Source organism: Alistipes sp. CHKCI003 (genome assembly GCF_900021155.1).
Taxonomy (GTDB): domain Bacteria; phylum Bacteroidota; class Bacteroidia; order Bacteroidales; family Rikenellaceae; genus Alistipes; species Alistipes excrementavium.
This window is the reverse complement of the sequence record NZ_FCNT01000079.1, coordinates 59,741-75,637: the sequence shown is the minus strand read 5'-3', so window position 1 is coordinate 75,637 and position 15,897 is coordinate 59,741. Positions and strand designations below refer to the sequence as shown.

The 15,897-nt window shown below is 62.2% G+C and carries 11 protein-coding genes and 1 pseudogene; 4 read left to right on the top strand and 8 right to left on the bottom strand.

The window, feature by feature from the left end:
- From BN3659_RS12910 to BN3659_RS10385, 4 genes and pseudogenes are all read left to right on the top strand, one after another.
- Positions 1-185: pseudogene (locus BN3659_RS12910) on the top strand (RagB/SusD family nutrient uptake outer membrane protein); the annotation flags it as partial.
- A gap of 1,661 nt (positions 186-1,846) precedes the next feature.
- Complete coding sequence (gene bglX / locus BN3659_RS10395) at positions 1,847-4,141, top strand: beta-glucosidase BglX (RefSeq protein ID WP_091536777.1); 2,295 nt, start codon at positions 1,847-1,849, stop codon at positions 4,139-4,141.
- A gap of 448 nt (positions 4,142-4,589) precedes the next feature.
- A complete protein-coding gene (locus BN3659_RS10390) occupies positions 4,590-5,783 on the top strand; it encodes an FprA family A-type flavoprotein (RefSeq protein ID WP_091536775.1) in 1,194 nt (397 codons plus the stop codon).
- 33 nt (positions 5,784-5,816) lie between these two features.
- Positions 5,817-7,127, top strand: coding sequence for a UDP-glucose dehydrogenase family protein (locus BN3659_RS10385; protein ID WP_091536774.1), 1,311 nt, complete (start codon positions 5,817-5,819; stop codon positions 7,125-7,127).
- Between the two features lie 1,174 nt (positions 7,128-8,301).
- Here the strand turns inward: BN3659_RS10385 and BN3659_RS10380 are convergent.
- The 8 genes from BN3659_RS10380 to BN3659_RS10345 form a co-directional block, all read right to left on the bottom strand.
- Complete coding sequence (locus BN3659_RS10380; RefSeq protein ID WP_091536772.1) at positions 8,302-8,748, bottom strand: YhcH/YjgK/YiaL family protein; 447 nt, start codon at positions 8,746-8,748, stop codon at positions 8,302-8,304.
- 18 nt (positions 8,749-8,766) lie between these two features.
- Positions 8,767-9,921 carry an endonuclease/exonuclease/phosphatase family protein gene (locus tag BN3659_RS10375; RefSeq protein WP_091536771.1) on the bottom strand — a complete coding sequence of 385 codons (1,155 nt, stop codon included), beginning with the start codon at positions 9,919-9,921 and terminating at the stop codon, positions 8,767-8,769.
- 4 nt (positions 9,922-9,925) lie between these two features.
- A complete protein-coding gene (locus BN3659_RS10370; protein WP_091536769.1) occupies positions 9,926-10,531 on the bottom strand; it encodes a rhomboid family intramembrane serine protease in 606 nt (201 codons plus the stop codon).
- A gap of 57 nt (positions 10,532-10,588) precedes the next feature.
- Entirely contained in the window at positions 10,589-12,490 is a 1,902-nt protein-coding gene (gene mutL, locus BN3659_RS10365; protein WP_091536767.1) for a DNA mismatch repair endonuclease MutL, read from the bottom strand.
- Between the two features lie 4 nt (positions 12,491-12,494).
- Positions 12,495-12,899, bottom strand: coding sequence for a hypothetical protein (locus tag BN3659_RS10360; protein ID WP_091536765.1), 405 nt, complete (start codon positions 12,897-12,899; stop codon positions 12,495-12,497).
- Positions 12,900-13,341: 442 nt separating this feature from the next.
- The gene (dnaJ, locus tag BN3659_RS10355) at positions 13,342-14,511 is read right to left on the bottom strand and encodes a molecular chaperone DnaJ (RefSeq protein WP_091536763.1); all 1,170 of its coding nucleotides are present in this window, start codon (positions 14,509-14,511) and stop codon (positions 13,342-13,344) included.
- A gap of 4 nt (positions 14,512-14,515) precedes the next feature.
- Positions 14,516-15,136: a nucleotide exchange factor GrpE gene (locus BN3659_RS10350; RefSeq protein WP_091536761.1), complete on the bottom strand. Its 621-nt coding sequence runs from the start codon at positions 15,134-15,136 to the stop codon at positions 14,516-14,518.
- A 42-nt stretch (positions 15,137-15,178) separates the two neighbouring features.
- Positions 15,179-15,892 (bottom strand): SAM-dependent methyltransferase, encoded by a 714-nt coding sequence (locus tag BN3659_RS10345; protein WP_091536760.1) that lies wholly within the window; start codon positions 15,890-15,892, stop codon positions 15,179-15,181.
- Positions 15,893-15,897 lie beyond the last annotated feature (5 nt).

Below are 15,897 nucleotides of genomic sequence, written 5' to 3'. Positions count from 1 at the left end.
AGCGTTGGGGCATCGGCATGAAACGAAATGCACAAACGGCTTGCATTTCGATCCTCGCCGGCGGTACGGCAACTTACGAAATGCAGAAATCGGCTGACGATCCGCAATTCGTCTGGCCCATTCCGCAGTACGAATTGCAGAACAATCCCAATTTCGGCGAGCAAAACGAAGGTTACCGCAATTAGTTCAGCGAATCTGACTCTTCAAAGGGGCTGTCTAACAAGTCCCGAAAATCGGAAATCACCCCTGCCAGAATTCATTCTGGCAGGGGTGAAATCGTTGAAATCAGACTTGTTAGACAGCCCCGTTTTTACATGTGCGAACGGCATCGCACGTAAAGTCCGCACCTGTCCGTTCGGCGCCGAAATTCGGGCGATGGCTTCCGGTCCGTTCATCCGTTCGCTTTCCTCGCACGGCAGCCGGATGACGATCCGCCCGCCGGAACTTTACGCGCTCTTCGAAACCGGCAACAGCATTTACGTTCCGACCGCAGGAGAAGAGACAGAACGTCCGTCGCATCGTTCGGCTCCGGCGAAACACAGCGCCCGATTTCGGTTCGGCCCCTACCGACGGCAAGGACCGTACTAAACGAATGAAAGGTGCAAAACCGGCAAGAGGGAGCGACAGAAATAAAAATCGAAGCGAACGACGCAAACGAATGCACGGCAAAGGCAGGAATGAAATACGAGACAGCGGACGGATGGGAGCAAGGAGGTTGTAACTGAACGGTTCAAAGAAAAAAAACGGGCTGCAAGGATAAAGGCAAGGCCCCCCGGAAAAACCGAACGAACCCGGGTTACGCCACGATCCCGTTACTCTTTGCACGACACAGACAGCAGATTCAGCGGTTTTTGCTACGCAGGATCACCGCCCCGATTCGAGCGGTTCCGGCATGGAATCGGAAAGATCGATTCAATCTTTCCGATAATCAGGATGCGAGAACCGACCCCAAGGGCAGCCGACGACAATCAGTCGCAAACACCTTGCTGAACACCGCATCGCTCAGCATATCTTCAGACAGCTCCCGTGCAAAGATAAGAAACCAGCACGGGAGTAAACGCAGATCGAATGACGGGAATAAGCACAGGGACAGCGCAAAAACAAAAAACGTGGCCGATGGCAAAAACAACAAGAAACCGGGCACCGAAACGGAGGACCGGAAAGAGAAACGAAGGAAAGCAAAAGCCGAGCGCTATTTTTCCGGCGGCACATATTTTTCGCATACTAAGATACGGCGAATCCGATAGGTTCCTGCGTGCCCGCGTTCTGCACTTTTCCCGCAAACCGCCACGCCTCTGTTCACTGTGCGCAGGAACGACGCCTCCGCACCGATCCGCCCCGGGCTCTTCCGCATGCCCCGCTGAACGGCACTGTCCCGAACCGCCGGCAAACGTTCCGCCGCACGGACGATGCGGCGTCAGACCGACGCAAGCGGCACATTTCGCCGGCGTACAATCGCCCCCGCATTTCGGAACAGATCGAGCGTATCCGGCTCCCCGGGTCGTCACCTCCGCCACGGCGCGACGGAAAGCCCGCCGTGCGATACAACGCGGCGCAGAGCGATCAGCCGGGTTTCAGGCGTTCCATCGCACGGGAACCCGCATGCACACCGCTCCGGTCCGGCACGAACCCTACGGGGGGGGGCGGAGCGCCCCCGATTTGCAGAATCGGCAAAATACGACTACCTTTAACGCGCGAATTACAGACAAATTACTCGTTCGAACCGAATACGGAATCCGGCCGCCCCGCCGTCCGACAGCAAGATACGGCACGCCCCGCGGGCGGCGGAACGCGCCGCCGGCTATTCCGAACCGGTATCGAAAGGCTTAACTACCGCAAAAAATATATGAAAAGAATCCTCACCACCCTCGCCGGACTGGCTGCGGCGGGCACGATGCTCGCACAGACCGCTCCGGCCGCACGGCACAAGACGGAAATGGACCGCTTCGTCGACAGCCTGTTGGGCCGCATGACCCTCGAAGAGAAGATCGGACAGCTCAACCTGCCCGGCGCCGGCGACATCACCACGGGACAAGCCAAGTCGAGCGACATCGCAGGAGCCATCGGGCGCGGCGAAGTCGGCGGACTGTTCAACATCAAGGGCGTGGAGAAGATCCGCGAAGTGCAGCGCATAGCCGTCGAAGAGAGCCGGCTGGGCATTCCGCTCATCTTCGGCATGGACGTGATCCACGGCTACGAGACCGCCTTCCCCATTCCGCTGGCGCTGACCGCCACGTGGAACCCCGCCGCCGTCGAGCGCGCGGCCCGCATCGCGGCCGTCGAAGCCAGCGCCTCGGGCATCTGCTGGACCTTTTCTCCGATGGTCGACATCGCCCGCGATCCCCGCTGGGGCCGCGTATCCGAGGGCGTGGGCGAAGACCCCTGCCTCGGCAGCGCGATGGCCCGTGCGATGGTTTACGGCTATCAGGGCCGCGACAACACCCGTTATGCCGACGACGAAATCATGGCCTGCGTGAAGCACTACGCCCTCTACGGCGCCTCGGAAGCCGGCCGCGACTACAACACCGTGGACATGAGCCGGCAGCGCATGTACAACGAATACTTCGCCCCCTACCGGGCTGCGGTCGATGCGGGCGTGGGGAGTGTGATGGCCTCGTTCAACGAAGTGGAAGGCATACCCGCCACGGCCAACCGCTGGCTGATGACCGACGTACTGCGCGACCAGTGGGGTTTCGACGGATTCGTCGTTACGGACTACACCGGCACCTCCGAGATGATCGCCCACGGCATCGGCGACTTGCAGGAGGTTTCGGCACGGGCGCTCGCGGCCGGCGTCGACATGGACATGGTGAGCGAAGGCTTCCTCAAGACGCTCGCGGCGTCGGTCGAAGCCGGCAAGGTCTCCGAGGCCGACATCGACCGTGCCTGCCGCCGCATCCTCGAAGCCAAATACAAACTGGGGCTCTTCGCCGATCCCTACAAATACTGCGACCCGAAGCGCGCCGCCACGGAGGTCTACACCGAGGCGCACCGCGCCGAAGCCCGCCGCACGGCAGCCGAGAGTTTCGTCCTGCTCCGCAACGAAGGCGGGCTGCTGCCGCTGAAGAAAACGGCGAAGATCGCCGTCGTCGGTCCGCTCGCCCGCTCGCGCGAGAACATGTCCGGCACGTGGAGCGTCGCCACCGACCTGAAGAAGCCCCTGACGCTCGTCGAAGGGCTCGAACGTGTCGCAGGCAGCGAGGCCGAGATCGTCTGGGCCAAGGGCAGCAACGTCTGCTACGACCCCGAGCTGGAGCGCAATGCCACCCTCTTCGGGCGCGACATCCCGCGCGACGGCCGCTCCGACCGCGAGATGATCGACGAAGCGCTGCGCATCGCAGCCGATGCCGACGTCGTCGTCGCAGCGCTGGGCGAACCCTCCGAGATGAGCGGCGAGAGCAGCAGCCGCGCGGATATCGGCATCCCCGACGCCCAGCAGGCGCTGCTGCGCGAACTGGCCGCCACGGGCAAGCCCATCGTGCTGGTCCTCTTCGCAGGCCGTCCGATGACCCTCGGCTGGGAAGCCGAAAACATCCCCGCAATCCTCTGCGTCTGGTTCGGGGGCACCGAAGCCGCCGAGGCCATCGCCGACGTACTGTACGGCGACGCGAATCCCTCGGGCAAACTGCCCTCGTCGTTTCCGCGCAGCGTGGGCCAGATTCCGCTCTACTACAACCACAAGAATACGGGGCGTCCGGTCTCGGGCGAACGCTTCGAGAAGTACCGTTCGAATTACCTCGACGTCCCCAACACGCCGCTCTATCCCTTCGGCTTCGGCCTGAGCTACACCACGTTCGAATACGGTCCGCTGACCCTTTCGTCCGACCGGATGGCTGCCGGCGGCACGATCACGGCTTCGGTCGACGTAACCAATACGGGCGACCGCGAAGGCGCCGAAGTCGTACAACTCTATATCCGCGACCTCGTGGGCAGCACGACACGCCCCGTGCAGGAGCTCAAGGGCTTCGAAAAGATCACGCTGCGGGCGGGCGAGACGAAGCGGGTGTCGTTCACGATCGACGAACCGATGCTCCGCTTCTACAATCACGCGCTGGAGTTCGTCTCCGAGGCGGGCGAATTCGACGTCATGGTCGGCGGCAGCAGCGATCGGGTGCAGCATGCGCGGTTCACGCTCCGGTAATCCCGAGCGAGGGAGGCCTCGCACACGTTTCTTCGGCCATTCCGGCCGGTGCGTTTCCCGACGGCGACCTACACCGGCCGGAAAACCGTTTCGCGCCGAACCGCCACGACCCGACGGGAAAGGCGTCCGTCCCGCGCCGGCACGGCATCACGGACCGGCGCAGGACCTCGGGATTCGCAACATACCCGCGAGGAACCGGACGAAGGAACGGAACCGGGGGCCGGACAGGGCCGAACCATCGGTCCGCCGCCGCAGAAGCGCCGCCGCCCTCCTCCGCGCCTCCCCGTCGCGCACGATACGCCCGACAGGACGATGAAACGACGGTCGTACAATGCCCGCACGCGATATTTCGACCGCCGGCACCGTCCGTTCCGATTTTTTGGCAGAGCCGTTGCTGTAAAAAACAGGAAAATAAGTATCTTTGCGAAAATCGTAAAACAACACACCGATGAATATCACTCAGATCAAACCCCAAATCCGCTACGTAGGCGTCAACGACCGCACCACCACCCGTTTCGAAGCGCTGTGGTCGCTGCCCTACGGCGTCTCGTACAACTCCTATCTGGTCCTCGGCGAAAAGGTGGCGCTGATCGACACCGTGGAGGAGAGCTTCGGAAGCCGTTATCTCGAAAACATCCGCCGCGAGCTGGGCGACCGCAAGGTCGACTACCTCATCGTGAACCACATGGAACCCGACCACTCGTCGTCCGTCGTGGCGCTCCGGCGCATCTACCCCGACGTGCAGATCGTCGGCAATGCCAAGACGCTCCAGATGCTCGGCGGATACTACGGCATCGACAGCGGCACGATCGAAGTGAAGGAGGGGCAGACACTCCCGCTCGGCGGCGGGCTGACGCTCGCGTTCTGCATGATCCCGATGGTGCATTGGCCGGAGACGATGGCCACCTACTGTCCCGAACTGAAGACGATCTTCCCGGGCGATGCGTTCGGCACGTTCGGCGCTCTCGACGGCGGCATCACCGACAGCCAGCTGCGGCTCGACCATTTCTGGGACGAAATGCGCCGCTACTACGCCTGCATCGTGGGCAAATACGGCGCACCGGTGCAGAAGGCGCTGTCCAAGGTCGGCACGCTGGAGATCGACACCGTCTGCTCGACGCACGGCCCCGTCTGGCAGCGCGAAATCGCGCGCGTCGTGGAGATCTACGACAAACTGAGCCGCTACGAGGGCGAGCGGGGCGCCGTGATCGCCTACGGCTCGATGTACGGCAACACGGCCCAGATGGCCGAGGAGATCGCCCGCGGACTGGCCGAGGAGGGCGTTTGCCCGATCGTAGTGCACAACCTCTCGACGGCCGATCCCTCGATGGTGCTGCGCGACGTATTCAAATACGACACGCTCGTCGTGGGTTCGCCCACCTACAACGGCGAACTCTTCCCCGAAGTGGAGGCCCTGCTTTCGAGGATCGCGGCCCGCTGCGTTCCGCAGCGCAATTTCGCCTACTTCGGTTCGTACACATGGGCGGGCGCCGCGGTTCGTCGGTTCGCGGAGTTCGCCGAACGGATGAAATGGCAGACTCCCTGCACGCCCGTCGAGATGCTCCAAGGCTACAGCCACGAGAACTGCGGCAACCGCTGCCGCACCCTCGCACGCCAGATCGCGGAGATGATGAACAAATAGTTCGCCGGCAGTTCATCCTAACGCTCCCGATTTATGAGAATAGCTGTCGTCGGAACGGGTTACGTGGGGCTCGTGTCGGGCGCATGTTTCGCAGAAATGGGGCTCGACATCACCTGTGTGGACACCGACGCGGAGAAGATCGAAGCCCTCGGCCGCGGCGTTGTACCGATCTACGAACCCGGGCTCGAAGAACTCGTGCGCCGCAACGCAGAGGCGGGACGCCTGCACTTCACGACGGACCTCGCCGCCTGTCTCGATAAGGTCGAGGTGGTCTTTTCGGCCGTCGGCACGCCGCCCGACGAGGACGGATCGGCCGACCTGAGCTACGTGCTGGATGTGGCGCGGACCTTCGGCCGCCACATCCGCAAATATACCATTCTCGTAACGAAAAGCACCGTTCCGGTCGGGACGTCGCAGAAAATCGAGGCCGCGATCCGCGAGGAGCTGGCCGCACGCGGCGAGGAGATTCCGTTCGACGTGGCCTCGAATCCCGAATTTCTCAAGGAGGGGGCTGCGATCAAGGATTTCATGTCGCCCGACCGCGTGGTCGTGGGCGTCGAAAGCGAACGGGCCCGCAAGATCATGGGGCGCCTCTACCGTCCTTTTCTGATCAACAACTTCCGGGTGCTCTACATGGACATACCCTCGGCCGAAATGACCAAATACGCGGCGAATGCCATGCTCGCCACGCGCATCTCTTTCATGAACGACATCGCCAACCTCTGCGAGCGCGTGGGCGCCGACGTGGAGATGGTCCGCAAGGGCATAGGGTCCGATGCGCGGATCGGCAGCAAATTCCTCTATCCGGGCTGCGGCTATGGCGGTTCGTGCTTCCCCAAAGACGTAAAAGCGCTGGCGCACACCGCACGAGAATACGGCTATACGATGGAGGTGATCGAGGCGGTGGATCGGGTCAACGAACGGCAGAAAACGGTCGTCTACGACAAGCTGCGGCGCATTCTGGGGCCGCTCGCCGGAAAGACGATCGCTCTGTGGGGGCTCGCCTTCAAGCCCGAGACGGACGACATGCGCGAATCGCCCGCGCTGGCGACGATCGGCAGGCTGCTCGAAGAGGGCGCGGCGGTCCGGGTTTACGATCCGGCGGCGATGGACGAAGCGCGCCGCAGGCTGGGCGACCGCATAACCTATTGCCAAAGCATGTACGAGGCGGCCGCAGAAGCCGAAGCCGTCGCACTCGTTACCGAGTGGAAGCAGTTCCGGATGCCTGCATGGACCGCGCTGCGCGACACGATGGCCGGCAATCTGATCGTGGACGGACGCAACATTCTCGACAAAGAGGAGGCGCTCGCAGCAGGATTCCGCTACATCGGCATCGGGAAATAAAACGCTTTCGGCGCAAGCCGAGCGCCGAACCGCGATCCGCCCAAGCACCGGAAAGGAGCGAAAAGGGGCTCATGCCGAGGCAGCCCCCGTATGGGCATAGAGGAAAACGTCCCCTGAGAGGGACGTTTTTTTGCAGTCGGTCCGGGGTGTATGCGCAGTACGGCACCGGCGGCAGAAGGGAAAGACGGGTTTTCTCGACGAAATGAAGCCCGCCGCTTCACGGAGAGGGGAAGGAGGCGAAAACCGCCGGCACTGCGCAGACGACGACAAAGAATAAGCCCCCCAAACTTTCGATGTCGAAAGACCTCCGTAAAGGAACCTTCGGTCCTACTTTTTCCTTCGTCCTTTTCGTATCGGCAAAAACACGCTCCGAAGTCCGAAAAGCCGGTATCCGCCGGCCTGACGCTCGCAACGGCAGGGAGACGTCATACACGAGGCGACGACCATGCGCAGGGTCTATGAACGGTCCCCGCCTCTCGCCGCTTTCAATCCGAAGGGTGAGGGCGACACGCCTTTTGCCGCCTTCCGGAGGGAGCACGCCCTACGGCCGTGCAATGATGCAATGATTCATCGACCGACCATACGCCCTGCCGTGTCCGCGGTATCTTCGGGGTTCGACGACGGCGGCAAGGTTGCCGCGAAGTCTTCCGTGCGGAGTGCGGTCCGCCCCCATCGGAGCGGCGGAGAACCGCCGACATTGCATACCGCCGTATCGAAGATTCGACAGAAAGAGGTAAAACCGCAAAACATATACGCACAGCGACTACAAAAGAGTTCGCAACATGAAAAATGCGGGGGAGCGCCGCCGCAGTCGCCCGCGAACCCGTTCAGTCGCCCGGATTCTGCCGCTTTTGATTCGCCGACGGATTCCGAGCCGTCTTTTCCGACCTTCAGAGGCGGGAAGAGGCCATACACGACGCAATGCTCTTGCCCTTCCGTGTCCGTCTGCCCTTGCAGTCCGGCACCGGCACTGCCGACGATGCAAAAGCACTGTCGGCGACAAGAACGAAAGGCGCCGAACAAAAGAAATACCTCTTTCGTTCTCCTCCGAGCGCCTCGCGGCTTCGGAAGTCGAGCTCCCCGTCTGCGGAGCACGTCCGCGAAAAAAAGGGCCGCAGCCTGCGACGGCAGCGGCCCGCACGGTTCGAAACAAGCCCCGACCGGCAAGACACACCTATCTGCGTACCTTGACGATCAGCTTCTTCACGCGGCCCTCGCCCACCATCGGCGCATGCGCGTCGTCGGGCATGAAGATCGTGAATTGCCCGGGCTTGAGCGTATAGTAGGTCTGGGGCGCATCGTCGAAAAACCGAATATCCTTCCCGGAGTCGAAATCGCCGAGCGGCAGGCGGACATCGGCCCGCTCGCTCCAGCCGAAACTCTCCAGTCCGCTCACCACGACCTGAATGTCGATGTATTCGTCGTGAATCTCCAGTTTCGCATCCGCCGGTTTCTTCAAGTCGCATTCGATGACATTGACGAAAATATCGTCCCCGTCGATGGCATGGCGGCCTGCGGCGAGCGCCGCGAGGTCGGTCGACAGGATGTAGTCGAACGCCCGTTCGAAGCGCGGGCAGAGCGCATGGTACAAGGCATGGTTTTTCAGGGAATCGAAGATCATATCACGTCTGTTTTTGAATTAGTGCGAAGGGACATGGCGCAACTGCACGACCACGGGCCGATGGTCCGAATAATCGACCTCGGGAACTTCATACGCGAGCGGCTCGAAAGCCTCCGAGACCAGCACGTAGTCGATGCGCAACGTATTGAAAAAACCGCGGAAGGTGAACGAATAGCCCATACCGCTCTCGCGGAAAGCGTCTTGCAGTCCGGCGGCCATCCGGCGGTAGACATAGGACATCGGCGTGTCGTTGAAATCGCCGCAGACGATGCGCGCATGGGGCGTCGCCCCGATCTCCCGGGCGATCGAATCGACCTGCCGCGCCCGAAGGATGCTGTTGTCGCGGAAGCGGCGGACGATGCTGCGGATCTTGTCCTCGCGGGCCGTATCCGAAATATACCGATGTTTGGTGATGAATTCGTTATCGGAAGCGTTGATCGCCGTGGAGTGGAGATGGTTGTTGAACACGCGCACCGTATCGTCGCCGATCCGCAGATCGGCCCAGATCGACTCGCGGGCGTTCTCGTTCTGTAACTCGGGATGCGCCATTCCCCAACGGATCGTCCGGAACTTGCTGAAGATCGCCAGCGGCGCTGTCCGCGGGTCCTCGGCGGCACCGCCCACGGAATAGGGATAGTTTTCGAGGAACGTGCGGTATTCGGCCGTCTCCTCCGCCAGCGCGGGGTTGAACTCCTGCATGCAGACGATGTCGGGATCCGTCTCCTCCACCATGCGCAGAATCTCCGCCACGCTGCTCCGTCCGTCGTCGGAATAGAAGTTCCGGACATTGTAGGTCATGAAACGGACCGTTCCGCGGCCGTTGACCGGAGTATCGTCGTAGACTCTCCGGAATTCGGGTTTATAGAAAAGCGAGACTTTGAACAGCCCGACGACGACCAGCACGAGCATGACCGAAGCCCATCCCCAACGCCAGCGGACGATCCAATAGAGTGCGAGCAGCACGGTCAGCAGATAGATCACCGGCGCCGCGAGGCCCAGAATCGAAAAAATCCAGCAGGAAGCGGGGTTGACATAAGGGGCCGCGAACGTAAGCACCGTAACCGCAGCGGCAAGGGCCGAAAACAGCGCCATCGCACCGCCGAACAGGATGCCGGCGACCGTCCGCTTCCGCGGGCCGCTGCGGCGGCCCATCCCTTCGTAATACTCCGCCATGGCCTCAGTAACGGATTACGCCGCGCCGCCTCCACCACCAGAGCAGCCCCAAGCCCCACAGCATACCGCCCACGTGGGCGAAATGGGCGACATTGCCGCCGAAGCCCGTCCATCCCATGAAGAGTTCGATCACGCCGTAGATCACCACGAACCACTTGGCCTTGATGGGGATCGGCAGGAAGATGAAGATGATGGGCACGTTGGGATGCATCACGCCGAAAGCCAGAAGCAAACCCATCACCGCGCCCGACGCGCCGACCAGCATCACCGGCAGCTCGCCGAAAGCCAGCGCCGTAAGCCACTGGATCAGAGCGGCGCCTATGCCGCACACCATATAATAGATCAGAAACCGCCGGGGCCCCAGTTCGTATTCGAGCGTTCGGCCGAACATCCACAGCGCGAACATATTGAAGAAGATATGTTCGAAATTGGCGTGCAGGAACATGTAGGTGATGAACTGATACGTATGGAAAAACGGCGTACCGAGCGACAGGGCGCAATAGCGGTAGATCGCATCGCCCACGGGCAGCAGCGCCGTGGCCATGTAGACCAGCACATTGATGATTATCAGGTTGAGCACCACAGGGGGCGTCTGGAAATAACGGTTCATAACGATTCGTTTAATCGGCCGCACGGCCGGCTTGCAAATATAGGAAAAAACACGGGCTTATCCCAATTTCGCACGGATATCTTCGGGTGTGATTTCGGCCATCACGGCTTTGCCCGAAGGGGTGTAGCTGCGGTCGGCGCACTCGGCGAGCTGCCCCAGCAGCAGGGCTGCGGCCTCGGCGTCCATGCGCGGCAGCGTGCGCGCACCGCTGCGCGCCATCACCTGCGCGATCTTCTCGCGCCGCACGTCGGACAGCGAACGGGGCGTGTCGAAAGCCTGCAACAGCTCGTAGATCAGTTCGTCGATCGTATCCGCGGGCATATCGGCCGGCGTGCCCTTCACCTCGACGGCGCCTTCGCCGAGGTAGTCCACGTCGAAGCCCAGCTCGGCGAACTCCACGGCATTCTCCTCCATGAGGGCATACTCGTCGCCCGAGAGCACCAGCCGCTCGGGAAAAAGCAACTGCTGGCTCACCGACGATCCGTTGCCGAGAATCACCAGATAGTTCTCGTAGAGCACCCGCTCGCGGGCGCGGCGCAGGTCGACCACGACGAACCGACCGCCGTACAGTGCTGCGGCACACCCTCCGCCCACGGGCACCACGTCCGTAAACCGCGCCTGCGGCTCGGGCATCAGCCGTTGCTGCTCCGCACCCGATGCCGAGGGGATGAACTCCAGTTCGCCGTCGCCGTCCGACGGGACGGTGTAGACGGACTGCGGCTCCATCACTCCGCGGAAATCCGACGCACCGGGGCGCGTATCCGTCTGTGCGGGCATGGCGCCGTCGTAGGGGACGTCGAAACCCGCGAAATCGACGTCGGGCACCGGTGCCGAACGGTCGATATACTCCTCGCGGAAAGGATTGTATGCGCTGTTGGACATGGCCCGCGGTTCGCTGTAAACAGCCCCTTTCGTCAGCACGGGAATCTCCACGCCCCCCTCCAGATCGAAATCCATCAGCGGCACGGCCCCCGTCTTGCCGAGCGTCTCGCGCACGGCGGCGTTCACGATCTGCCACACGGCCTCCTCGTCGGCGAATTTCACCTCGGTCTTCTGCGGATGCACGTTCACGTCGATGCGCGACGGGTCGATCGTAAGGTAGAGGAAATAGGAGGGCGAACAATTCTCCGGGATCAGTTTTTCGTAGGCTTTCAGAATCGCCTTGTAGAGATAGGGACTGTTGAAATAACGTCCGTTGACGAAAAGATATTGCTCCGAATTGCGCTTCTTGGCCGCAGCCGGACGGCCGATGTATCCTTCGATGCGGGCGATCGACGTATCGGCCGAAACATCCAGCAGGTTTTGCTTGATGTGGCGGCCGATCACATCCACGATGCGGCCCGCAAGCGACTGAGGCGCCAGATCATAGACGGGTGCGTCGTTGTTGAAGAGGCAGAAACGCACCTGCGGGTTGCAGAGCGCCACACGCTGGAATTCGACCCGGATCTGCGTGGCCGAAGTCGTGCTCTTGTCCAGAAAACGCCGGCGGGCCGGTACGTTGTAGAACAGATTGCGCACGAAGAACTGCGATCCCACGGGGCAGACCGCGGGTTTCTGCGACACGAAAGCGCCGCCGTTGATCTGCGTCTCCGTTCCCAGTTCGTCGCCCTGCTGGCGCGTGCGCAGCTCGACCTGCGCCACGGCGGCGATCGAAGCCAGCGCCTCGCCGCGGAAACCGAACGTCCGCAGGTCGTAAATATCCTCCGCCGTCGAGATCTTGCTCGTGGCATGACGGTCGAAAGCCATGCGGGCGTCGATGGGCGACATGCCGCAGCCGTCGTCCACGATCTGAATCAACTCCTTGCCTCCGTCGCGGAAATTGACCTTCACGGAAGCGGCTCCGGCGTCGATGGCATTCTCCATCATCTCCTTCACCACCGACGCGGGACGGTTGACGACCTCGCCCGCCGCAATCTGATTGGCGACGACCTCGGGCAGCAGTTTGATCTTGTCGGGCATCGGTTTACTCCTCGTAATCGTTGGGCACTATCGTAATGGGGGCATAGGGATCGAACTCCGTCGCCGGCTGTTCCGCAGCTGCCGGCACGGGCGCCTGACGCGCCTTGAGGAATACGTCGGCCAGACGCGGGAAGAGCAGGTAGACGAAGAGCAACACCAGCACGGCGCCGAAGGCCATCGTCCAGATCCGCTTGCGGCCCGCCTCCGCCGCCTCCAGCCGGCGCTTGCCGCGCGCCTCGCGCTGGGTGCGGATATACTGGCCCGGACGGTACTCCTGCTGCGGATCGTCCGACCGCCGGCCGTACAACTCGGCCCTCCGCTGCTCGCGCGCCTCCTTCTCGGGGTCGTAGTAGCGGGGCGTGTAGTTGAACTTATTGGCGTGTTTCTTAAAGGGTGAAAAGCCTAACATAATCGGAGCGTTTTTCTTCCGAGGCGCTCGAACCGCAGTCCGTCCGCCGGACCGCACGCGCGGGCGCCTCCGTGTTGCAAAGATACGAATAAGTCGCATGCAAAAGCAAATAAATTTGCTTTTGCCGAGCGGGGGAGTATCCGAGGTGCAGCCAAAGTACGGAAGGCCGAGCGCAAAAACGGATTTCATTCGGGTTCGGCACCATTCCTTTCCGTACCGTCATTCTTCAGTCCGCAGCCGGCGGAGGCTGCGGCGAACCCGCGCGCACCGAACGGCCACCGCTCCGGGCGGTCCCGACAGCACGCTCTTCGGGTGATCCCGAAGAGCGCGATTCGCCGCGGCAATACCGACCGGGAAAATACCGTTCGCTTCCGCCCAGACCGCTCCGCAGCTTCTCAGACGCATCCGAAAGTACGCGAATCTCCCGAAAATATGGCCCGCCCTATCGGAAGAAACTCTTCATCCGCTCGAAAATATTCTGGTTCTTGACCGAATCGGCCTGCCGGAAAGAGGGCTGCCCGGCCAACTGCTCGACCAGCCGCTTCTCCTCGGCCGAGAGTTTCGACGGGATGGTGATGTCGACCACCACCAACTCGTCGCCGCGGCCGTAGCCGTTCACGTCGGGCAGTCCCTTGCCTCCCAGACGGAGCACTTTGCCGGCATGCGTGCCCGGAGCGATCTTGATCTTGGCCCGTCCGTCTACCGTCGGGACTTCCGCCGTGCCGCCCAGCAAAGCCGTCGTTACGGTGATATTCAGATTGTGGATCAGGTCGTTGCCGTCGCGTACCAATTCGGGATGGGGCGCCTCTTCGATCACCACTTGCAGGTCGCCGCTGATCCCGCCGTGGCGGGCTGCGTTGCCCTTGCCCGTTACGGTGAGCACCATGCCCTCGCCCACACCTGCGGGGATCTTGATCTCCACGACTTCGGAGCCTTTGACCGTCCCCTCGCCGTGGCATTTGTCGCACGGATCGGTGATGACGCGGCCCGTGCCGCCGCAAGCGGGACACACGCTCTGCGTCTGCATCCGCCCGAAAAACGTATTCTCGACGCGCGTTACGTAGCCCGAGCCGCCGCAAGTCGAACAGGTCGAATAGGCACCGGCATCCTTGGCGCCTGAGCCGCCGCACTTGTCGCAGGCGATCGTCTTATTGATTTTCAGCTTTTTGGTTACGCCGTTGGCAATCTCCGAAAGGGTGAGTTTCACCTTGATGCGGATGTCGGAGCCGCGGTTCACGCGACGGCTGCCGCCGCCACCGCCCGAAGCGCGGAATCCGCCGCCGAAATGGCCTCCGAAAATGTCGCCGAACTGCGAGAAAATATCCTCCATCGAGAACCCCCCGCCGCCGAAGCCGCCGAAGCCGCCCGCACCGCCGGCGGCACCGCTCATGCCGGCATGGCCGAACTGATCGTACCGGGCCCGTTTGTCGGGATTCGACAACACGTCGTAGGCTTCGGCCGCCTCCTTGAACTTCTCCTCGGCCTGCTTGTCCCCCGGATTTTTGTCGGGGTGGTATTTGATCGCCGCCTTGCGGTAGGCCTTCTTTATCTCGTCTGCGTTAGCGTTTTTTTCGACGCCGAGCACTTCGTAGTAATCTCTTTTCTCTGCCATCGCCCTACTCTCCCACTACCACTTTAGCAAAACGCAATACTTTGTCGCCCAGCATATATCCGGTCTGCACCACGTCGATGACGAGTCCTCTCTTCTCTTCGCCCGCCGCGAATTTCGCCACGGCCTCCTGACGGTCGGGATCGAACGGTTCGCCCGCCGCCTCCATCTGTGTAACGCCCCGCTGGCGCAGCGTCTCGGTGAATTTCTGCGCGATGAGCCTCACCCCCTCGCGCAGCGCTTCGATGTCGTCGCTCTTGTCCATGGCCGCGAGCGCCCGCTCGACGTCGTCGCGCACGGGAAGCATCGCCTTCAACACCTCCTTGCCGCCGGTCTCGACCAAATCCATCTTCTCGCGCAGCGTGCGCTTGCGGTAGTTGTCGAACTCGGCCTGCAGACGCAGGAACTTGTCCTTCCATGCCGCCGCTTCCGCCGCGGCATCGGATTTTTCGGCCTCGGCCCCGGACCCGGCAGCATCCTGCGTATCCTCTGCCATTGTGTCAGCCGCGGCAGCCCCGTCGTCTGCCACATTGGCACACGGCTCGCCTTCGCACGAAGGATACCCCTCGCCTGCGGCGAATCCTTCGTCGCCGTTAACGGCTTCATTGTAAGCTTCTTTCTTCTTCATATCTATGGTCGTATCTTTGTTTCCGCACCTTAGGAGCACAAATTATATACCTAAAATAAAAATGGCGGGCCGCCTGTTCAGATCGGGTGCCGCACGTTTGCGCCACTCCCCCACCGTATGAGTCGCAATGAGTTCGGTCGGCGCCGTGATGTCGGCCGCCACCGCGAGTTTCGTCTCCGCCGCACATACGTCGAGCAGCTGTGCCCAGAGTTTCGCATTGCGGTAGGGCGCCTCGATGAAGAGCTGCGACTGCCCCTCCGCCGCCGCACGCCGTTCCAGCGAGCGGATCGCCCGGGCCCTCTCGGGCGGTTTGACCGGCAGATAGCCGTTGAAGGCGAACGACTGTCCGTTGAGTCCCGACGCCATCAGCGCCATGAGGATCGACGACGGCCCGACCAGCGGCACCACGCGGATGCCCCGCCGGTGGCAGGCCGCGACGACCAGCGCCCCCGGATCGGCGACGCCGGGGACGCCCGCTTCCGAGATCACGCCCGCCGAGCGGCCGGCCAGCAGCGGCGCCACGAGCTCCTCGACCTCGCGGCCCGCGGCGGTGTGTTCGTTCAGCTCGCGGAAGCAGAGCGTGTCGATCGGACGGCCGATGCCGGCTTTCGAGAGAAAGCGGCGCGCCGTGCGCGTATTCTCGACGATGAAGTAGTCGAGCGCGTCGATCACGGCCCGATTGGCCGCGGGCAGCACGTCCCACGGCTCCGTCCGGTCGGAAATGGGACAGGGAATGAGGTACAAGGTTCCGTACATAGGCC